Origin of the sequence: Vibrio sp. 10N.237.312.B06 (assembly GCF_041464685.1) — a bacterium.
Taxonomy (GTDB): Bacteria; Pseudomonadota; Gammaproteobacteria; order Enterobacterales; family Vibrionaceae; genus Vibrio; species Vibrio tasmaniensis_A.
Map to the genome: position 1 here is coordinate 1 of NZ_JBFSPI010000068.1, position 21,053 is coordinate 21,053.

The window sequence follows — 21,053 nt, forward strand, 5'->3', positions numbered from 1 at the left end:
TAACTCTTTACCATGCTGTTCAAAAAACACTCACGAAAGATCAACACGCCCTAGTGTAAATGGGAATGATATTACTAGAATACATTAATGAAAGGATCTCTTAAGCTTAATCCTCATTAAGCTTACAAGATACTCTATCCGTGATAACGATTCGTTAGTTAAAGTATTTTTTATTTTAATCATCAATGATTTTAATTTTAAGTTTCATATAGAAAATAATGGAATTTTTATATAAAATGCTAGTTATTTATGTCAACCTTTTAAATCAAAAAGTTCCTCTGTATATTTTTCTTTTCTATCTTCTAGAAGATTAATTCTTTCATTAATCTCGTGAAGTACTTCTGTTTTATAGTCGTATACTTCTGACCGTTGGAAGTGTGTAGAAAGAATATAAAAGAAACTTAAACAACCAACTATCATAAGAACTAAATGTGTTAGCATCATTGGTAAGCCAAGATTATATAGAAACCCATAAAAATCAAATGGAAGTAATGGAGCAATATCATATTCCGAACCACCTAGCTTTAAATTAAATACAAATGCAGTAACAACAATCAAATAAAAGAAAAACTCTTTAAGAGTCATTGAATAACATCGATATGCATCTTCATCCTTATTGCCAGTAATCAACTTAAAAAAGTCAAAAGTTCTAGGAATAAGATCATCGATAATAATGAATTTTAATCCAACAATCACGCCTATAGAAAGAATAAGGAACATTCCAGTCAATACAACGTTATCTGAAACACCTACACTGTCAAAAGACAAGAGATTGCGAAATAAAGTGCTGACAACGAGGATAGACATAACAGAAAGTAAAATATTTAATTTTTTATCAATCACAATTTTGAGTCCTATGCATTTTCATTTTTAAGTGTAGTAAGATTAAAAACTCTATCTCTTTCTTTATAAAGAATCGTAAGTTCTTCATCAACAACAGCAATTTTGTCGTCAATTTTTTTCTTGTCAATTTCATAATCAACATCTTCAATTGGTTTTATTTTTGTATTTTCATTAATAGAATCTAAACCGTGTAATTGAGCATGTTCAACAATATTTTTAACTTCTTCTTCGGATTTACCATTCATTCCAGTGGATTTCATTATTTCTTGTGCAACTCTAATTCGGTCTTCTTCTCTTAGTTTTTTATTTTCTAGTTTTTCAGCTTCTTCCATTTTTTTAATATCGTCAAGAACATAGTCTAAAGTTTTATTCCAAGCTCTTGCCGCTTTATTGTTACCTCTCATTAGATAAAAAGCCAAAGAGATAATGAGTGGTAAAGGAAGACAAGCCCAATATATACCTGAATCTATACCAAAAATAAAAAAACCAATTAAAACAATTGTACGCCCAATTGTTTTAACAATTTCTCCTGCATCACAGCCTTCATAATAACCAAAAAAAACAGCAATGAAGCCTTTTTGAACACCACGTTCAGCGTTTTTGATATCTTTAATGGTTTCTTGAGAAAAATCCACATACGGATCAATTTTTTCACCATTAATTATTTCAGGACTTTCTTTACCATATTTTTCATTAGCCAAAGCCATAGATTTATCTCTTTTAAGTAACGATTCATTTAAAAACAATAATATAAGTTGATATTTATCAATTCAAGTTTTTCTTCCCTTAAAGTTGAAAAACGTGTCGTTTATCTGGTTTCTGGTTAGCTTTAAAAGACGACTTGACTCCTTTAGTTCTATTATCTTTAGCTCAGAGCACAAATTCACCTATTGAGCTTATTATCAATGAGTAGTATAAAGATTTCATTCCACACTATCATTTACACAAGTTTACATATTAATATCTATAAAAGCATAAGCCCCACTACAAGGTTTATAATCTAACCAGTCGAATGCAAAAATTCATTTTCGCTAATTCGAAAAAGTCCATTCTCATAAATTTGTCTTGATTACAAAATATTGGTGGTTAGAATCTTCAATTCAACTATACACTTCACATAATAAACACATTTGATTGCAACAAGTCCGATAGCGTTGTATTTTCTATGTTGTCTCTTTAATTTTTACAGGACTTAATATAAATGAAAATAAAATATTCTTCTTTAATTTATTCAGTGATTTTTTTCTCTTGCTTTGCTAACGGCAACAAGTTAGAAGAACAAGATCTATCATATTTAGTAAAAGGTGCGGATCAAACTATATGTAAAGATTATTTTTACTATGCTGAAAAACATGGGACTTCTCGTTTAAATGGTTTAGTACTGTCTAGTGAGAAGGATTATGATCGTGTGCTTTTTGAGGATATTATATTTACAAAATATTTTAACCTTGCTATGTATCTTAATAATAAGAAAGCAATACGAATGATAGATTTGCAAGAAAAAGATACGACAATCACTTTCTATGAAAAACCATATAATAAAAAAAAACTTAAGCGAGGTGGTAAAAAATTCGTTTTAACATTTGAAAGAGATATTCCAGACGAATATACATTAGAAATATTTGAATCTAGTGGTTTAAGTTTAAAAGATGGTGAATTTTTCAAGCGTAAAGTTCCATTAGCTTTAAGTGGGAAAGAAAAGATCTTCAATTTAACTTACAAAGTAAATGAAGATTTTGAAAATAATAGGAGCCGCTATGTGTCATCAGCCTGTGAAGAAAATTTAAAACAAGAAAATTAAACTCAAAAACCGCAATAAACTGCGGTTTATACTTCCCATTATTTATCATTTATCGCCAATAGGATTTTCTACTAACTTACTCAATAGTTTTTAACCACCTGCAAGCGTTAAAATGTAATGTTCAATTTCGGAATTACAATCATAAAGCTTTTCGTTTTCTTAATCGTTAGTTATGTTCACTAAACTAATTCAATATTTATAAATATAAAAATAAATTTAGATACCAATGATTATAACCGATTCAAAAAACTTTCGAGCATAGCCCATAGATATAGATCCAATATTACATTTGCAACAATTTATGTTAATATTCAATGGGATTGGTCTAATTATATCACTCTTAAAATGGAAGTAATTTAAGGATTTATATGTATACAAGTAAACAAGTTATCAGTTTAGCAATAGCAGCAAGTTTTTCATTCTCTGCCAATGCATTCTTTGGTGGTGATATTACATTATCAAAAGGTGGTCTTCTTGCTATGCCTAATGACCAAGTTGAAAGAACTGTATTTTATATTGAAGCTGAAGATATTGAAGCAGCTAAAAAAATTAGAAAACAGACAGAACCTTGGTTTCGTGATTTAACACTAGGAAGTAAATTTTCAAGCTTTGATGAAATCCCTAAAGACGAAGATTTCCCTGATTTTCATACTTATAAGCATTATTTCAGTGAAGATAACATCCGCCTAATTTCATTACAATTGGCTTTTACTTCTTACAAAGATCAATTGAAAGATGTTGATTCCATTGTAAACGAAATGAGACAAAATGAAATAAAAAGAGAAACTGAATATTTAGCAAAACTTCGAGAAGAAGAAAAAACAATTTTAGCTAACAATGAAGCATATTATTCAGAAGCTAATATCGTTCTTGAAGAACAAATGAAAACAGAAAAGATACTTCAAGACGCAGAAACAGCAGCAGAAACTGTTAATAAAGAAGTTTTCGAGCATGTTAATAAATACATTACAGACAATGATTTTGAAGTAAAAAGATTTAATCTAAAAAGTGTAAGCAAACCTTCAATGAAAGAAAAAACATGTAAAGGTGAAGGCTTTGTCTATAATGAAGATAAACCAATTAAAAGTGCTTATTACAAACAAGTAAACTCAACACTTTGTGTAACAACAAACTTTTTTAAAAAATTCGACTCGGAAATTATCAAACATTTAAAAGATGATCCAGAGTTTATATCTCTTGTTGACAAACAGATCGATACACTTGTTGTTGAATACCCTAAAATGGGTGAATGGAAAATGAAAAAACAAGACGTTACACCTGTTGATTATTCAAAAATTCTAAAAACTCAAAAAAAGGCAAACAAAGCAGCGATAAAAGAAATCAGTTCTCGATTAGGTGTTACTGAAAGAGGCTTGAAAAGTGTCAAAGAAAATAACGAGAAAAAGATTAAGGAACAAGAAGATTCTATAGGCACGAAGTTAGCTTTATTTGAAGAAAATATTGATGAAAATAAACTAAAAGCTTACAATAAAATAAGTACATCGCATTTACGTAAAATGATCTCTGATTCTATTAATTATGAATATGAACGAATTCTTCTTGACGATTCTTCAACTAAAAATGCCAAATATGGCACAGTGGAGTTAAAGCATGACGAAGATAAACCAGTCGCTATTATTTTAGATTCAACAAGAGGTAAACGTGAAATTAGTTTTGTTCATGTTAATTATGCAAAAGCTGCAGTTGAATATGTTTACAATAAAGACGATAAGACATATTCATTCAAAAAATTAAAACAAGCACACCCTAGAACATTTACACAGAAAAACATTAGTAATTACAAACATAGTGATATAGATTTACTTCTTGGTGTATATATGAGAACGATATTAAACTCTAACAGACTTGCTCAAGAAGCTAAAAGACTTGACGGAAGTGACGATGACGAGTATTTAAACAGAGTATTAGGCCCAGTTAAATAAGTCGATGTGAGTAAGTTATATATCATAAAGGAGAGGTTAAACTCTCCTTTTAATAATTACTTACATCCTAAAACAAATTTCACCTAAATATTATCGGGATATTCGCATTTGAAATTGGTGAACTATCGTTGAATCCAAGCCATCGTTCTGCGTTTGTCGTATCCCAACCACTTAAATCTTGATCAAAGTTACTTGCTTTGTAGAACATTTAATCAAACACTTTTCCGCTTGAAGTGTTCCAATTACCTATGTCTTGGTTAAATGGACTCTCTTCAAACATACTCTCAAAATCAATTCCATTTGAAACATCCCAGTTTGATATATCTTGATTAAAAGAGGTTCCCGTAAATGTTCCTAAAAACGATTTTCCACTTGAAACGTCCCAACTGTCTAAATTTTGGTTAAAATCTGTTGAATACAGAAATGTTAATGTGAAATTGGTTCCCTGAGACACGTCCCACTTTGTGATATCATAATTAACAGTTTTATGAGCAAAAATCTAACCCCATAACTCGGTTAACAAATGCCGTTTGTGTTTCTTTTTCCAATGGATAATCCTTAATTACAAATAAGTAGTCGAGATTTACTCTTCTTCATAGAAAATACAGTCCAATAAAGCAACTCGACCTTTCCATATTTGATTTTCTAATTGATCTCTTGGTTGTTCTTTTTCATACCATACCGAATCATGAATTCGACGTATGAACTCTGTCCAATAGCGTTCATACGTCATGTTTGACATTGTGATACCAAAGTCAGAGCACATTGCCTTATTGTTTTTTGAATCAATGCAGACAAAGAAGTCAGGACGTTTCATCGCCAACAAACGACTGGCTATGCCAGTACCATCTCTACCGTTAGGAAATGCTTTTTTGAAAGACTCAACATAGCGATTGAATTGTAATAATGTAACCTCGCCATGAAGAGGAATATGGTCTAACGCTTCGGATATAAACGGATTATTGTTGTTTATATTGCTGTGATATACCCCAGCTCCTTTCATGCTACCGAACCAGCCCCAATGTTCATGTGTCAGATTAGGTAAACCAGCAATAGTCTTTCTTGCACCAAGTGGCATAGATTCATAATTTTCATATTGCTGAAAGTAACCTTGGATCACTTCTAGTAACTCCAAACGCTGGTCAATAGCATGATTTTTGTCTTGCTGCACTTTCTCAACATAAACAGACCAATCCATTTGCATAACGATGCTATCAAACAAAGATTTTGTTGTTTTGGTTGTCTTCTTCTCGGCCTTTACGAGCGTCACCAGTAATCCAGGCTTTAGATATTCGTAATGAAGTGTTGGTCAGAACTTGCTCTAATAGCTCTTCATTGAGGTTGGTAAAATTTCGTCCACCACGCACTACTTCATCGTTACCCAATTTAAAAGAGCAATAAAATGAACCACCAGTTATCAAACATCGCTCTAAGTTTGATATCGATACTGACAGCTCTTCAAAAGGTACATGTAGTAAAGAAGCACAAGCCCAAATAGCATCAAAGGCTTTATCAGTGGTAAAGTCTTTAAATGTCGTAACTTCAACTATTTGTGCTATCTGCACTTCCGCTAATTTAGCCAATTCATCACTCGCATCTATGGCATGAACTTCAAAACCTTTCGATAAGAAATATTTGCTATCTCTACCAGAACCACATCCAGCATCAAGAATTAGACTGCCACTTTTCAAATATGGTAAGAACTCTAAGCATAAAGAACTCATATCTACGTCAATTGTGCCTTCAAAAAATGTACTGGCATTTTCGTTATAGTAATTCATTAATTTACCTAGCTTTGAATTGGGTTGAGCATTGGCTTCTGACCAAATACATCGCCAATTCTCGCTTGATTTTCAAGACCATATGCTTCTTTACTCGTATCAACAACGACATATTGATACTCAAGTTTTGAATGGATGTATTGTTTCGTAAGCATATCTAAGGTCAACTCGCCCGAAGCAAACTTAGGAAAATCAGTTTCTTTCAGACTTGGAATGACTAATTGGTTTGCGACATAAACACAGAACTGATCACCGCTTAATCTTCCTAACGCATGGCTATTAAGACGTGTCACTAATCCATATTTCTTTTTATGACGCTTTGTTTCTATTTCTCGCCCTGACATACCACAATAGACAAGTTTGTCACCTTCCCATATTGCATAAACGCCAGCAGCTACCTGTGGTACTTTTGAGTTTGACCACTCTGAAAATCTAACCTTATCAGTAAATTTCTCAACCACCTTTAAACCCAACTGCTCATCGCTTGTTAAATCAAACAGAAAAAATCAACATACTGTATATTAACACAATACTGGTAAGTAATCGAGAAATGTGCAAATGTGTCCTAAGTTAACACCTTTAATTTCAGGGAAAAGAGTTGAGCATTACACTGAATAAATTATACAAAAATCACATCGAGGAACATTATTTCTCATACAAAAACAACTTAACGCCATTTCAAGTAAAAGTTATTGAATCGACCGAGAAGAAAGAGTTTATTAAGTTTAAAAGAAAAGGAAAACTGGATTACTCATTCTCAAATGACACTGTGGAAATATAATAAACTTGTAACACCTTTATTTAGGTAAGCGTGTCCATAAGCCCCATAAAAAATAGTTGTGTAATAAGGTAAGTATCCAAGGATATCAAAATGTCTTCTTTAGATGATGATAAAATCGCAGGTGTGACTTGTCATATCGCTTCAATCGAAGCAAACCTTAGCCTTTCCGATCCAAGCGATAGCTCTATTTCTTGTCGTCAAACCGGTGAAATTACATCAGAAATGATTGCTAAAATAGACAAAAGCAAATCTGGTGAAGTGGTGTTCAAACAATCAAAAAGTATCTTCTTTAAAACAATGAAGGTTCGTCGTATCTACGATGCAGAGAATCAATCGCTGCTTTACTTGTCATACACCACCAAAGAAACAGAAGGCAGTTTCAGCATAGCCTTTCAACCGTTCCCCTATGGGGTACTGAGGCTTACGTTGATCCAGCAACACTCCTCCCAGCGGAATAGGCTCACGTAAATGCCCTCAAGCGAAAAGTAAAACGAGTCACCTGTACAGACATCGTACAGGTGATTCTAAATGTAATAAAAATGAAAGAATCAGAAACAAAATGTGATATCATTCGGCAAAATTTTTTCACTGTATTTTTCATATGAAGTTTCCTGGACAGCGTAAATCTAAACACTACTTTCCAACTCACGCACGTGATCCGTTGGTCAACCAAATGCAACAAACGCCTAAGCTTCACCGCGCAACAATTGTCGGTGTTGGTCAAACGATTGTTGATATCGAAGCCCGTGTTGATAACGCGTTCCTTGAAAAATATGAGCTGAGTAAAGGTCACTCACTGGTATTGGAAGAGAGTAAAGCAGATGCGCTGTACGAAGAGTTAGTTGAGCGCGGTTTGATCACGCATCAATACCCTGGCGATACTATCGGCAACACACTGCACAACTATTCCGTACTTGCAGACAGTAAATCTGTATTGCTCGGCGTTATGTCTAAGAAGATTGAAGTTGGCTCATTTGGTTATCGTTACCTTTGCCGCACTTCTTCTCGTATGAATCTAAATCACCTTCAAACGGTTGATGGTCCTATTGGTCGTTGCTACACGCTTATTTCTGAAGATGGTGAACGTACGTTTGCAATCAACGAAGGCCACATGAACCAACTGCTTCCTGAAAGCGTTCCTGAAAAAGTGTTCGAGAAAGCATCAGCATTGGTTGTGTCGTCATACCTAATGCGCGGCAAACCTGAAGATCCGATGCCAAAAGCGGTACAAAAAGCGATTGAATACGCGAAAGCGCACAATGTGCCAGTTGTACTAACACTTGGTACTAAGTACGTGATCGAAGGTAATGCGGAATGGTGGCAAGAATATCTGAAAGAAAACGTAACCATCGTCGCGATGAACGAAGACGAAGGTGAAGCGTTAACGGGTGAAAAAGATCCGCTTCTAGCTGCTAACAAAGCACTTGAGTGGGTTGACCTCGTTCTCTGTACTGCAGGCCCTATCGGTTTATACATGGCTGGCTACACTGACGAGCCTGCGAAACGCGAAACCACTCTGCCATTATTACCGGGTAACATTCCTGAGTTCAATAAATTCGAGTTCAGCCGTGCTATGCGTAAGCAAGACTGTCAAGATCCGGTAAAAGTCTACTCTCACATTGGCCCTTATCTTGGTGGCCCGCGCGAAATTAAAAACACCAATGGTGCTGGTGATGGTGCACTTTCTGCACTTTTACACGACATGGCAGCAAACAGCTACCACCACGTGAATGTACCAAACTCAGAAAAGCACGAGCACTCGTGTCTAACGTATTCTTCTCTGTCTCAAATTTGTAAGTACTCAAACCGTGTAAGCTATGAAGTGTTGACTCAGCACTCTCCTCGCCTTTCTCGTGCACTACCTGAACGCGAAGATAGCTTAGAAGAAACATACTGGGATCGTTAAGCGACTCTATTAGGTAGTTAACTCTTAGAGGTTAACGCCAAGTTGGATTACCCATTCCTTGAAGGGCTGCTATATGCAGCCCTTTTTGTATTCAACACCAATATAACGGCAGCTGAAGGTAATCAGATCGAATATTTTGCTCGTTTAAGATTTGATCTCGCGCAATGACTCTTTAGATCTGTTATCTTCCAGCACATAATTGATGTGGTTTGCCTTTACTTGGCAAATTTATACAGTACTATCGCCACGCAAACGTTTACGTACCACCTTTCGGTTCTGATATAAGGATCAAATATGCTGTCTGATATTGATATTTGTCGCTCTACTCCCCTTAAAAACATCAGTGAAGTTGCCAAGCAAGCTGGCCTGCACCACAACGAACATCAGCCATTAGGGCAATACAAATCTAAAGTGTCTCTCACATCACTTGAACGCCTCGCTAGCCAACAAGATGGTAAATTAGTCGTGGTTACGGCCATCACACCGACGCCTCTTGGTGAGGGCAAAACCGTCACCACTATCGGACTAGCACAAGGTCTAGCAAAGATTAACCAATCCGCTATGGCCTGCATTCGCCAACCTTCAATGGGCCCGGTATTTGGTGTAAAAGGTGGTGCAGCCGGCGGTGGCTATTCACAAGTTGCCCCAATGGAGCAATTGAACCTTCACCTGACTGGCGACATTCATGCCGTAACAGTCGCTCATAACCTCGCATCTGCCGCTATTGACGCTCGTTTGTATCATGAGCAACGTGAAGGGTTAGAAGCCTTTGAGGCTCGCTCAGGCTTAAAAGCTCTGGATATCGACCCACGCAGAATCGTGTGGCGACGTGTACTTGACCACAATGACCGCGCACTGCGTATGATCACGGTTGGCAAGAACGAAGCAGACAAAACAATTAATGGCTTTGAGCGCGAGGATGGCTTTGACATCTCAGCCGCTTCAGAGCTGATGGCTATTCTTGCTCTCACTGATGACCTCCAAGATTTAAGAAAGCGTATCGGACGAGTGGTACTCGCATACAACAACCAAGGCTTGCCATTAACTGCAGATGACTTCAACGTAGCAGGTGCTATGACAGTCACAATGAAAGACTCCATAGAGCCAACATTGATGCAAACCCTTGAAGGGGTTCCTACCCTAATCCACGCCGGGCCATTCGCTAACATCGCACACGGTAACTCTTCTATTATTGCCGATAAGGTTGCGTTAAAGCTAAGTGACTTTGTCGTGACGGAAGGTGGCTTCGGCTCAGATATGGGTTTTGAGAAAGCATGTAACATCAAAGTGAAAGCATCGAAAAAAAATCCAGATTGTGCTGTTATTGTCGCAACATTACGTGGTCTAAAAGCCAACTCAGGTTTATACGATTTGAGACCAGGAACTCCGCTACCAGATTCAATCTTTAATGATGACCAAGACGCGCTTATTGCAGGGTTTGAGAACCTTAAATGGCACATCAACAGCGTTAAGCAATACCAAGTGCCTACCGTTGTTGCGATCAATCGATTTCCACAAGATTCAGCTCAAGAGCTCGATGCTTTGAAACAGATGATCACCGACTTCGACCCAAGCGTTAGTGTTGAAGTAAGCGAAGCATTTGGTCAGGGTGGCGAAGGGGCGACTAAATTGGCTCACGCCGTAGTAAAAGCTTGCCAAAAACAGAGTGAATTTAAGCCGTTGTATCACTCAAAGCAAAGCCTAGAAGAAAAACTGATGGCCGTCGCTGAAGTTGGCTATGGCGCAGCAAGTATCTCGCTATCTCCACTGGCTAAAAAACAACTGGCCGAATTCAAACTGCATGGCTATAACGACCTATCGGTTTGTTTAGCAAAAACACCACTATCGATCTCGACAGAAGCACACGTAAAAGGTGCACCATCTCAGTTTGACGTACCCGTTAGGGAGCTAAAACTGTGTGCTGGTGCTGGCTTTATTTACGCGCTGTGCGGCAATGTAATGACCATGCCAGGCCTACCGGATAAACCGGCTTTTATGTCGTTGGACATTGATAGCAAAGGAAACATCGTTGGCTTAAGTTAATTACGACCAGACATAGGCTAAAAATCCGCTTTATCTAGAATAACCTGTCCGTACTATGCTCCCCATTATATTTGCGGACAGGTCTCGTTTCTGATACCTAATTGCTCAATTAACACCCCAAGTGCAATAAATTTCATTAAAAACGAAATAATATGCACATCTGATTATAAGTTTTGGGTCAAGATCACATTAATAGGCCTACAAAATATATAGTATTGCGCTGATTTTTCGAGGACAGTGATGAATACGAGTATAAAAAAACTGATCAGCCAATTTCTATGTACCTTGTTTGTCCTAGGATTAGTCCCTGCTCTCTATATAAACTCTGAATTTGAACGGGTTGAAGCCCAGTATGCGCTAAACATCAAACAGTCTAATCAAAACCAAATCGAATACAGCTTCCATCAACTCGCTATTATTGTTGAGCAAATATCAAACGCGGTTCCCTCTATTGCCGCCTCACAGACCCTACTTCGTTCCATTTCCGAGCCTTCAGTTACTAACAAACAAGCACTGCAGGATCTGTGGGTTGTATTGGCACACGGGCAACAATACTACTCTCAACTGCGTTTCCTAGATCTAGACGCTAATGAAGTATTCCGCGTCAACTATAAAGATGGCCACGCAAGTGTCACTCCAGACCACGAGTTACAAAACAAATCCTCTCGTGATTACTACAAAAAGCTACAAGAATTAGAGATTGGAGAAGTTAAAGCTACAGGCATTGATCTAGAAGTTGAAAATGGAGAGTTAGTTCGCCCCTTTTCGCCGACACTTCGCATTATGACGCCTGTCACTGTAGGGGAGCACATTATTGGCTATTTCATTGCTAACCTAAATATGCGCGAGATCTATGATCGCTTACATTACCAGATAGGTACATCAGCGACAGTTCCGGTCATCCTTAATAATACTGGTCATGTCATCATGGGTCCCGACCCTGAGGATTCATTTGGGCATGTGATTGAATCACGTTCAGACAAGACGTATGCAAAACTAGCCCCAGGCCTGTGGCAGAATATTCAAAGCGGCACCTCATCCAGCTATTTTGATGGTAAAAACTGGTATTTTCACTCTGACATCAGCCCTAAGATTAAGCAGTTTGAAGGACCAATTTATATGGTTCTTCATATTGAAGAACATCAATTTAACACTCAGTTTCAACAAGAAAATCACGCCATAGTCGTTCAGATAATCATACTCTCGATATTGATTTCAATGATTTCTGCAGGTTTCGTACTGTGGAACAGAAATCATAAAAAGAACAGTATCGAAAGCCAACTCGCCAAAGCAGCAATGAACGGTATGTCTGCCCTATTAATCACAGACAAAAATAACCGAATCATAAAAGTAAACCAAGAGTTCACCCGTGTCAGTGGCTACGAGTTAGAAGATGTAAAAGGTAAACAGCCTTCATTGTTTAACGCTGGCCGATATAATGAAGAGTTCTACATTAAAATGTGGAGCGTCATTAAAGAGACAGGGATGTGGGAAGGCGAAGTGGTGAACCGACGAAAGGATGGCACCTTCATCACGGAAATTCTTCGAATACAAACCATCAAAGACTCAAAAGATGTGATTCAATTTTATGTTGCATCATTTGTTGATATCAGCAAACGCAAAGAGCTCGAGAATAAACTGAGAAACCTTAGCGAAAAAGATGCACTATCTGGCTGTTGGAATAGACGAAAGTTCGACCTGGAGCTTCGTGACGAGTGTTCTCGCGTTAGTCGTTACCCTAGTCGCGAGCAGTCTTGCTTAGCCATATTGGATATTGACCATTTCAAACGCATTAACGATAGGTTTGGACATGATTATGGCGATAAAGCGATTCAAATCGTAGCACAGGTACTGCAACGTGAATGCCGAGATACCGATTTCGTGGCTCGTATTGGTGGAGAAGAGTTTGGGGTTATCTTGCCTCACACGACACCACAAGAAGCCGACTATGTGCTTAATAGGCTGAGAATCGCGATCAGTATCGAGTTCGACAACGTCGTTACAATAAGTGGCGGAATAACCAACCTAACAGGTGAACCTGCACTCAATTATAAGTGCGCCGATTTAGCACTATACGAAGCAAAAGCAGTAGGTAGAAACAGTGTATGTTTGTTCCTTGATAGCGAAATGAGCGAAATTGCATAGCAGAAGCCTGAGTCGCACCACCGCCCCGCTAACTTGTTCATTTCACTCTAGAGTCGTTCACTTAACAATCAACTCGGTGCGGGGTAGAACTCAAGCGTATTCCCTTCGACTACCAGAATGCAATCCATATTCGCAGCATGGGCTGCCTGCTTACCAAGGTGAGTATCTTCAAACACAACACACTGCTTTGGCTGTAAACCCATACCAAAACAAGCAGCTAAGAAAGTATCAGGGTTTGGTTTATGATTCTTCACATCTGTCGCTGTCACTAAGATATCCAACGTACTCAAGATATCCGTTTTATCTAACAGTTGTTCTGCGCTCTTGCGTTGACTGCCCGTTCCAACCGCAATCTTCTTGTCACCGAGATGGTCTATCAAAAGAGAATACGTACAAGGGATAATATCTCCTTTGTCTTCAATAGCTGCAAACGAAGCCATTTTAAACGTAGAAACCGCTTGTGGGTCGAGCGATAAACCGTACTTACTATTTACCTCACCCGCGATCTTATAACTCGGCATTCCACCTAAGCTATGCAGCCAAGACGCTTCGAAATAAAAGCCGAACTCTTCCGCCGTTTGTTGCCATGCTTTCACATGTGCTGGCATTGTATCGATCAACGTACCGTCCATATCAAAGATTAATCCTTCATACGCCGTTAAATCAATTTTCATCACTACTACCACTCTTTAAGAAAGTTACTGATACCATACCCAATATTCAGTATCATGACCCCATATTACTGTTCAAAATGGATGTTTATGTTACAAATATCTAACTCTGTTTCAATTCAAGACTGGGAACTCCAGCTAACCGCGATCAGAGCTCAAGGAGCCGGAGGTCAAAACGTCAATAAAGTATCGAGTGCGATACATTTACGTTTTGACATAAAGCACTCAACCCTACCCGATTTCTATAAAGAAAAACTCCTGGCACATAAAGATGGTCGTATCACTAAAGATGGTGTGATTATCATTAAAGCTCAACAGTACAGAACTCAGGAGCAAAACCGAGACGATGCTTTGGTACGTTTGAAAGAGCTGATCTTAGAAGCAACAAAAGTTCAAAAAGTGAGACGAGCAACCAAGCCAACACGCGGCTCTCAAAAAAGACGTTTAGAAAGTAAAAAGCAAAGAAGCACCACCAAACAACTTCGCGGAAGAGTAGACTAATTGTTTCATGTCCGTAGTGAGCACCTCACCATGAAACAATCATTTTAGCTCTAACTAGCTGGACAAAAGACGATACCTGACATTGTTTATTCGAAGACTGGTTCTTTGAGGCTACATATTCGCAATACTATTGATTAGAAAGTGTCTATTAGAACAAAACGCTACTTCTGTTTTTTGACCGACAAAATCAGTTTAATCAACAGCATTCGCTCTTCACTGGTTAACAAACGACTAGCAGCAGCTACATCTTCCGCTGCTGCTTCAGACGCTCCTACAACGTCGAGTACGACATCCAAGTCCGTAACTTTCAAGGTTCTCGTGATCGAACGATACTGAGACATTTTGATATCAGCCTCTCCCCGCTCAATTCGTTGATAGGTTTTCAAGCTCATCCCTGCGCTAGCCGCTAATTTTTCTTGAGACCAATTGCCTAGCTTCCTACGCTCAATCAGCGCAATGACTATAGGTTCTTGTGACATAAGCACCTCCAGAATAGACAGTTATGACCTAATTTCAGCAAGAAGCAGACCATATTGACTTAGAACAGTTTACATAAGCGATTAAAGGCATATTATTCGGCCGATAAAAACGTTACGTTTCATGGACTTTCATACTTACAACGGCGTTAACTCACGGGCAGATAAGTTTGAATTATCAAGAGCTAGGAAATAAGAAAAATTGCAAATTGCGAATAATGATAGCGTGAAATTGGAAATTGCGAATCTCTATAAATTGGCATTTCCTTGCATACAACAGGCTTTAGAATCAGAAGATACCCGTAATAAAATTGTTGCGGTACAGCAGAGATTACTGACTTACAAAGAAGTGCTGTTACACGGAAATATGCTGGAAGATAAAGAATTAAAACAGGCCTTTTCTGCATTGAACCAAAGCGAGAAAGGTGTTGTACAAGGTGGTATTCAAAATATCAACGATGCCATAAAGCAAATGGATGAAATTGTCGAAAGGTATAGCAGGAAGGCGAAAATCAATAAGCAGGCATATCGACAAGTTTGAAGCGATAGTACACCGAAATAACCAAGTCGACGCTGATGCTTTTTAGCGTCGACTTAATCTAAGACTTCTTTCATTAATGCTTAAATGAACAACCTGTCGAGGTATAGCCCTCAATCATGCTGATGAACGTCTACTTAACTTTAAATAGATTGTCTTCTTAAAATAAGTAAACCAAGCGCGAATATCGACAAGAACCCCAAAGAACCGCCGCTACTAGAGCCTGAGTTGGTGCCTGAATTAGACCCGCCCGATAGGCTTATCTTCGGCATTGACGTTTCATTTAACAAAGCAGAAGATGAATCAACGGTTTCACCATCGCTCACTCGTACGAGAACACGAGAACTCGGTGTACTTCTAACTTCAAAAGTTGCGTTTTCAGTGCCTGAAACAACTCGATCTATCCATCCTGCATAATCATAAACTTCCGTAAAAACAGACGTGTATTTTTCAGTAAGGCTTCCACATGTAGCTGGCCCGTAACTCGTAATGCCTATTTGCTGATAGCTAACCCCATCCCACCAATAGACAGGACCGCCTGAATCACCATTACAGGTCGAGTTTTTGTATCCATTGAACTGCGCTCCATCAAAACAAAGCTGTTTGTCTGTTGAATTACAGCTATTTGTAGCATCGAAGGTTAAATTCGCTTGATTTACTACATTGGTAGCAGTTCTAGAAACAGTTTTGCCTTGGTCATCAGTTATATGACTCGTCAAGCCTCGGCCAACTGCCTTAAACGTATCTTGACCACGATTCAATGCATAGACATTGTCGAATGTAGAGTTAATTGAAGAAGAGTAGTCTCGTACATTTAAGGCTGTTTTGAGTTTCAAGATAGCAATATCGTTTGGTAATACTTTCCCGTTGATGGGATCAAGATTATTACTATAGTCACTTGGATAATATATCTTTTCGACTCGTGCTGATTGGTATCCACCGTTGTTATATTTTGTTTGATCTGCCATTCCTGGAACAACCCAAGTATTAAGCATCCACGCGTAACTTTCATACACACAATGGGCAGCGGTAAGCACGAATTGTGCATCTATAATGGTTCCACCACAGTAGTTAGAAAATTTTGAACCATCATGAAAGTACAGGCTAGTAAACGTTGGATAAGTATTAGTTAGTTCTGCATCTGTTGTGGGGCTACCATTGATAATATAAGGTGAAACACCGACATTAGGAGCACTTTCGACCGAGTTATCCGTCGCCATAACACTTGATGTGTAAATCAATGGAGCTAACAGCCCTAAAACGGCTTTACGAACCGGACTCATTGTATGGTTAACATTCATAGATAACTCCTTGTAACCCCTACTACTTATTTACAAAAATGATGAATCGTCACCATAACACGTACCACTAATATTATAGTAAGCAATTTTAATGATATAGCCATATGTCTCGTTTTAAAAAACGAACTTTCAGGTATCTGGGCTTGTAGCGATATAGAAAGTTATACGCTCTTAAAATTAGATACGTTTATAAAAATAGATACGTTCATAAAAAGGGAGACAGGCTTAAACAAAAAAGCCTACCATTGAACTTCTCTATACAGAGAATCAAACAGTAGGCTTTGTTTAGCTTAATAGTTGCTCTTAAAAGAGATTAGCCACGGTAGTAACGTTGAGGTACGAATGGCATTTTTTCTACTGTCATTGGTAGCTTCTTACCACGAACTTCAGCGAATACTTCAGTGCCAATTACTGCTAGATCAGTGCGTACATATGCCATAGAAACAGGTTTGCCTGCATTAGGCCCCGCTGTACCGCTTGTTACAACACCAATCTTGTTGTCTTCAGCATCGAACAGCTCAGCGCCTTCACGTACTGGCGCTTTAGTTTGACCAACAAGACCAACACGCTTACGTTGAACATCTTTGGTTGCGATTTGCTCAAGGATGATATCAGCGCCAGGGAAACCGCCTGCACGTTCACCGTCTGTACGACGCACTTTTTGAATGCCCCATAGAAGGCTGGCTTCTACTGGCGTTGTCGTTGTATCTAGATCGTGACCATATAGACATAGACCACACTCAAGACGAAGTGAGTCACGAGCACCAAGGCCAATCCACTCAACTTCCGCTTCTGATGTTAGCTTGCGTGCCAGTGCTTCAGCGTGATCGTTAGGAACAGAGATCTCGTAGCCATCTTCCCCCGTGTAACCACTGCGGCTCACGATGCATTCAACGCCATCGATATCGACTTTTTGAACGTCCATGAACAACATGTCTGCAACGCTAGGTTGGAAACGAGCAAGAACTTCAGACGCTTTAGGGCCTTGAAGGGCTAATAGAGCGCGGTCATCAATCACTTCCATTTCGACGTCAGCTGGAAGGTGCGCCGTTAGATGGTCGATATCTTGTGTCTTACAAGCTGCATTCACAACAACAAATAGGTGGTCGCCTAAATTAGCAACCATCAGGTCATCCATAATGCCGCCCTGCTCGTTAGTAAAGAACGCATAACGCTGTTTACCAGAAGGAAGGTCGATAATATCTACAGGAACCAACGATTCTAAGACAGCAGCTGCGTTTACACCATGTAGACGAAGTTGCCCCATGTGAGAAACATCAAAAAGACCAGCAGCATCACGAGTATGTAAATGCTCTTTCTTTACACCAAGTGGGTACTGGACTGGCATATCGTAGCCAGCGAAAGGAACCATCTTTGCACCCTCTTCAACGTGAAGTGCATGCAGTGGTGTTGTTAGTAGGTCTTGATTAGCGTGTTCTTGAGTCATTTTATTCTCCATGAAGCGTTGCAGGCTGTCCAAAATCGAGTCTGCCGCTTATATCTCTATTTAGAGTCGCCTCTAACGATACTGGTTAACGTTAGAAACAGTAGATAGTAAAAAGTGATGTCCTTTATATAGGCTTATATCGTTGGCTCTATAAATTATGAATAACTGTACAGAACCCATACAACTCACTTTCTAAGAATTCACTTCAGTAAACTTCAATCAACATGAGTAAACCATGTTCACTATAATAAACAAGCCTGCGTCAGTTTTACACCCTTAACAATAGTCAAACAGCTCAAAATGTGACATTTAACAATTTAAAAACAATTGTTCGGTACATACAAAAACGCGATATTGATGATTTTCGCATCAATATCGCGTCTATTAGCTAACGTTCAAAACAAAAGCAAACGTTTGCATCCACTATAAGAAATTCAAAACTTGTTAGCTTATTTTGCTGTGACCTACAGTTATTTTGCTGTGACCTACAGTTATTTTGCAGTCACCCACAGAATGAGTGCATCTTCAGCACTAGTTGAAATCAGCATATGACCCATATTCGCATCGTAATACATGCTATCGCCTTCACTCATTGGCACGGGTTCGTAGAATTCTGAGTAGAACATCACATCACCCGATATGATCATTAAGAACTCTTCACCATCGTGGCGCACCCAATCGTTATACTCTTCAAAAGTACGAGCTCTCACTCGACTCTTAAACGGCATCATCTTCTTATTAGAGAGCTCTGTGGCAAGCAATTCGTGTTCATAAGTGGGTGTTGGGTGTGGTTTACCTTGGCCTACTTTGGTTAAATCACGACGTCCTGTAGCGACTTTTTTTCTTGGTGGTTCAAAGAGTTGCGGCATATTTATCTGCAACCCCATAGCCAATTTCTGCATCGCTTGAAAGGTCGGAGAGATCTGTTCATTCTCTATTTTACTGAGCGTAGAACGCGCCAAGCCTGTTCTTTGGCTTGCTTCTTCTAGCGTGATCCCAAGCTTACCGCGGATGTCTTTAATGCGCTGGCCAAGCCTAAGTGGTTCAATATTCTGGTCTAACGTTTCCTTCGCCAACGTTAGAGATGGGTACTCATCATAAATGTCTTCTGACATAGGTCCCTCACTAATTTTTTACTTCCTGTCTATTAATTTCATTGTTGCATAAAGCGCTTTGTTGATTAAAGAGCACACAGAGAAATAAAGCGTGCTCCCCGTAGCAAAACAAGAAAATCTGTTTCCTATTGGAAATTTTTGTTGAAAATTGATTTTAACGGAGCTATGTTATCGACTTGTTAGATGAAGAGATGCTACTTCGGCTTGCCGCAAATGATAGATTTAACATTTGTAAGAGCTGTTTTTTACCCGATTTTTTGGGAACCAATTCGTGCTGCATTGACCCTACAACGATCGCTTAGACGCTGTAAGAGTATATTTAATACGCAATCAACGTATGTCTGTACCTATATAGCGCAAACGATACCGATGCAGAAATCAACGTAAGACCTAATGGACTATAAAAACAATCACCATTAGCTTAATGAAAGGTCTCGACAATGAACGCTTACCAAAACCACAGCTTAGACAGTTTTTTCTCTACGAACCTATCAGGCACTGACGACGCCGTATTTGCTGGAATCCAAGCAGAGAACACTCGTCAAAACGAACAAATCGAACTTATTGCTTCTGAGAACATCGTTTCTAAAGCAGTAATGCAAGCTCAAGGCACTTGCCTAACCAACAAATACGCAGAAGGCTATCCAGGCCGTCGCTACTACGGTGGTTGTGAGCACGTAGATACCGTTGAAGCTATCGCAATTGAACGTGCTAAACAGCTGTTCAAATGTGAGTACGTAAACGTGCAGCCTCACTCTGGCGCTCAAGCAAACGGTGCAGTAAAACTTGCCCTACTTCAACCCGGCGACACAATCCTTGGTATGTCTTTAGATGCTGGTGGTCACCTCACACACGGTGCACGTCCTGCAATGTCTGGTAAGTGGTTCAACGCAGTTCAATATGGCGTAGACCGCGACACACTTGAAATCGATTACGAAGCAGTTCGCGCATTAGCTGTCGAAAGCCAACCTAAAATGATTATTGCAGGTGGTAGTGCTATCCCACGCGTTATTGATTTCGCTAAGTTCCGCGAAATTGCTGACGAAGTTGGCGCTATCCTAATGGTCGATATGGCACACATCGCGGGTCTTATCGCGACAGGTGCTCACCCTAGCCCACTACCACACGCACACGTTGTTACCACAACAACGCACAAAACACTTCGTGGCCCACGCGGCGGCATGATTCTTACGAACCACGAAGACATCAACAAAAAGATCAACTCTGCAGTGTTCCCTGGCCTTCAAGGCGGCCCACTAATGCACGTTATCGCGGCTAAAGCAGTGGCGTTTGGCGAAGCACTTGGCCCTGAATTTAATACTTATATTGATTCAGTGATCGACAACGCAAAAGTTCTTGCTGAAGTGTTGCAAACTCGCGGTTGTGACATTGTGACTGGCGGTACAGACACACATCTAATGTTGGTTGACCTTCGCCCTAAAGGCTTGAAAGGTAACGTAACTGAAGAAGCATTAGAGCGTGCAGGGATCACATGTAACAAAAATGGCATACCATTCGATACAGAGAAGCCTATGATTACTTCTGGTATCCGTTTAGGCACGCCAGCTGGAACCAGTCGTGGTTTTGGCACTGAAGAATTCAAACTTATCGGTGAATGGATCGGCGATGTACTTGATGGCTTAGTTGAAAGCCCTGAAGGCAATGCTGAAGTTGAGCAACGTGTTCGCAAGCAAGTTAAAGAGCTTTGCAAGCGCTTCCCTCTTTACCGTTAAACCAATTTTAAGATTTAAATTAAAACCT

The 21,053-nt window shown here is 39.1% G+C and carries 19 protein-coding genes and 1 pseudogene; 9 read left to right on the forward strand and 11 right to left on the reverse strand.

Annotated features, from left to right (window positions below):
* Positions 1–252: 252 nt before the first annotated feature.
* Positions 253–843 (reverse strand): hypothetical protein, encoded by a 591-nt coding sequence (locus AB6C75_RS16830; RefSeq protein WP_372108305.1) that lies wholly within the window; start codon positions 841–843, stop codon positions 253–255.
* 11 nt (positions 844–854) lie between these two features.
* Entirely contained in the window at positions 855–1,550 is a 696-nt protein-coding gene (locus tag AB6C75_RS16835) for a hypothetical protein (RefSeq protein ID WP_372108307.1), read from the reverse strand.
* Positions 1,551–2,044: 494 nt separating this feature from the next.
* On the opposite strand from AB6C75_RS16835, the gene AB6C75_RS16840 reads away from it, so the two are divergent.
* Positions 2,045–2,644, forward strand: coding sequence for a hypothetical protein (locus tag AB6C75_RS16840; RefSeq protein WP_372108309.1), 600 nt, complete (start codon positions 2,045–2,047; stop codon positions 2,642–2,644).
* Between the two features lie 368 nt (positions 2,645–3,012).
* Positions 3,013–4,587 carry a hypothetical protein gene (locus AB6C75_RS16845; protein WP_372108311.1) on the forward strand — a complete coding sequence of 525 codons (1,575 nt, stop codon included), beginning with the start codon at positions 3,013–3,015 and terminating at the stop codon, positions 4,585–4,587.
* A gap of 208 nt (positions 4,588–4,795) precedes the next feature.
* Here the strand turns inward: AB6C75_RS16845 and AB6C75_RS16850 are convergent, their stop codons facing one another.
* From AB6C75_RS16850 to AB6C75_RS16865, 4 genes are all read right to left on the reverse strand, one after another.
* On the reverse strand, positions 4,796–5,086 hold the full coding sequence (locus tag AB6C75_RS16850) for a BspA family leucine-rich repeat surface protein (protein ID WP_372108326.1): 291 nt from the start codon (positions 5,084–5,086) through the stop codon (positions 4,796–4,798).
* 84 nt (positions 5,087–5,170) lie between these two features.
* A complete protein-coding gene (locus tag AB6C75_RS16855; protein WP_372108313.1) occupies positions 5,171–5,791 on the reverse strand; it encodes a hypothetical protein in 621 nt (206 codons plus the stop codon).
* 10 nt (positions 5,792–5,801) lie between these two features.
* Positions 5,802–6,368 carry a class I SAM-dependent methyltransferase gene (locus AB6C75_RS16860; RefSeq protein WP_372108315.1) on the reverse strand — a complete coding sequence of 189 codons (567 nt, stop codon included), beginning with the start codon at positions 6,366–6,368 and terminating at the stop codon, positions 5,802–5,804.
* Positions 6,369–6,376: 8 nt separating this feature from the next.
* Complete coding sequence (locus tag AB6C75_RS16865) at positions 6,377–6,829, reverse strand: hypothetical protein (RefSeq protein ID WP_372108316.1); 453 nt, start codon at positions 6,827–6,829, stop codon at positions 6,377–6,379.
* Positions 6,830–7,227: 398 nt separating this feature from the next.
* Between AB6C75_RS16865 and AB6C75_RS16870 the strand changes: the two are divergent.
* From AB6C75_RS16870 to AB6C75_RS16885, 4 genes and pseudogenes are all read left to right on the forward strand, one after another.
* Positions 7,228–7,607, forward strand: a pseudogene (locus AB6C75_RS16870) (CreA family protein); the annotation flags it as partial.
* Between the two features lie 143 nt (positions 7,608–7,750).
* The gene (locus tag AB6C75_RS16875) at positions 7,751–9,055 is read left to right on the forward strand and encodes an inosine/guanosine kinase (protein WP_017097957.1); all 1,305 of its coding nucleotides are present in this window, start codon (positions 7,751–7,753) and stop codon (positions 9,053–9,055) included.
* Between the two features lie 294 nt (positions 9,056–9,349).
* Positions 9,350–11,098 carry a formate--tetrahydrofolate ligase gene (locus AB6C75_RS16880; protein WP_017100522.1) on the forward strand — a complete coding sequence of 583 codons (1,749 nt, stop codon included), beginning with the start codon at positions 9,350–9,352 and terminating at the stop codon, positions 11,096–11,098.
* A 240-nt stretch (positions 11,099–11,338) separates the two neighbouring features.
* Complete coding sequence (locus AB6C75_RS16885; protein ID WP_372108318.1) at positions 11,339–13,243, forward strand: diguanylate cyclase; 1,905 nt, start codon at positions 11,339–11,341, stop codon at positions 13,241–13,243.
* Positions 13,244–13,311: 68 nt separating this feature from the next.
* Here AB6C75_RS16885 and AB6C75_RS16890 read toward each other — a convergent pair whose 3' ends face one another.
* Entirely contained in the window at positions 13,312–13,917 is a 606-nt protein-coding gene (locus AB6C75_RS16890) for a beta-phosphoglucomutase family hydrolase (RefSeq protein WP_372108328.1), read from the reverse strand.
* 87 nt (positions 13,918–14,004) lie between these two features.
* On the opposite strand from AB6C75_RS16890, the gene arfB reads away from it, so the two are divergent.
* Positions 14,005–14,415 (forward strand): alternative ribosome rescue aminoacyl-tRNA hydrolase ArfB, encoded by a 411-nt coding sequence (arfB, locus tag AB6C75_RS16895; RefSeq protein WP_012600691.1) that lies wholly within the window; start codon positions 14,005–14,007, stop codon positions 14,413–14,415.
* Positions 14,416–14,576: 161 nt separating this feature from the next.
* On the opposite strand, the gene AB6C75_RS16900 is transcribed toward arfB, so the two are convergent.
* Positions 14,577–14,894: a helix-turn-helix domain-containing protein gene (locus tag AB6C75_RS16900; protein WP_009845174.1), complete on the reverse strand. Its 318-nt coding sequence runs from the start codon at positions 14,892–14,894 to the stop codon at positions 14,577–14,579.
* 199 nt (positions 14,895–15,093) lie between these two features.
* Here AB6C75_RS16900 and AB6C75_RS16905 point away from each other — a divergent pair, with 199 nt between their 5' ends.
* Positions 15,094–15,432 carry a hypothetical protein gene (locus AB6C75_RS16905; protein ID WP_372108320.1) on the forward strand — a complete coding sequence of 113 codons (339 nt, stop codon included), beginning with the start codon at positions 15,094–15,096 and terminating at the stop codon, positions 15,430–15,432.
* A gap of 140 nt (positions 15,433–15,572) precedes the next feature.
* On the opposite strand, the gene AB6C75_RS16910 is transcribed toward AB6C75_RS16905, so the two are convergent.
* The 3 genes from AB6C75_RS16910 to AB6C75_RS16920 form a co-directional block, all read right to left on the reverse strand.
* On the reverse strand, positions 15,573–16,730 hold the full coding sequence (locus tag AB6C75_RS16910) for a trypsin-like serine protease (protein WP_372108322.1): 1,158 nt from the start codon (positions 16,728–16,730) through the stop codon (positions 15,573–15,575).
* Between the two features lie 313 nt (positions 16,731–17,043).
* Positions 17,044–18,177, reverse strand: coding sequence for a glycine cleavage system aminomethyltransferase GcvT (gcvT, locus tag AB6C75_RS16915; RefSeq protein ID WP_029223950.1), 1,134 nt, complete (start codon positions 18,175–18,177; stop codon positions 17,044–17,046).
* Positions 18,178–18,668: 491 nt separating this feature from the next.
* Positions 18,669–19,292 carry a helix-turn-helix domain-containing protein gene (locus tag AB6C75_RS16920; protein WP_017097963.1) on the reverse strand — a complete coding sequence of 208 codons (624 nt, stop codon included), beginning with the start codon at positions 19,290–19,292 and terminating at the stop codon, positions 18,669–18,671.
* 440 nt (positions 19,293–19,732) lie between these two features.
* Between AB6C75_RS16920 and AB6C75_RS16925 the strand changes: the two genes are divergently transcribed.
* Positions 19,733–21,025, forward strand: a complete 1,293-nt coding sequence (locus tag AB6C75_RS16925) for a serine hydroxymethyltransferase (RefSeq protein ID WP_017097964.1) — start codon at positions 19,733–19,735, stop codon at positions 21,023–21,025.
* Positions 21,026–21,053 lie beyond the last annotated feature (28 nt).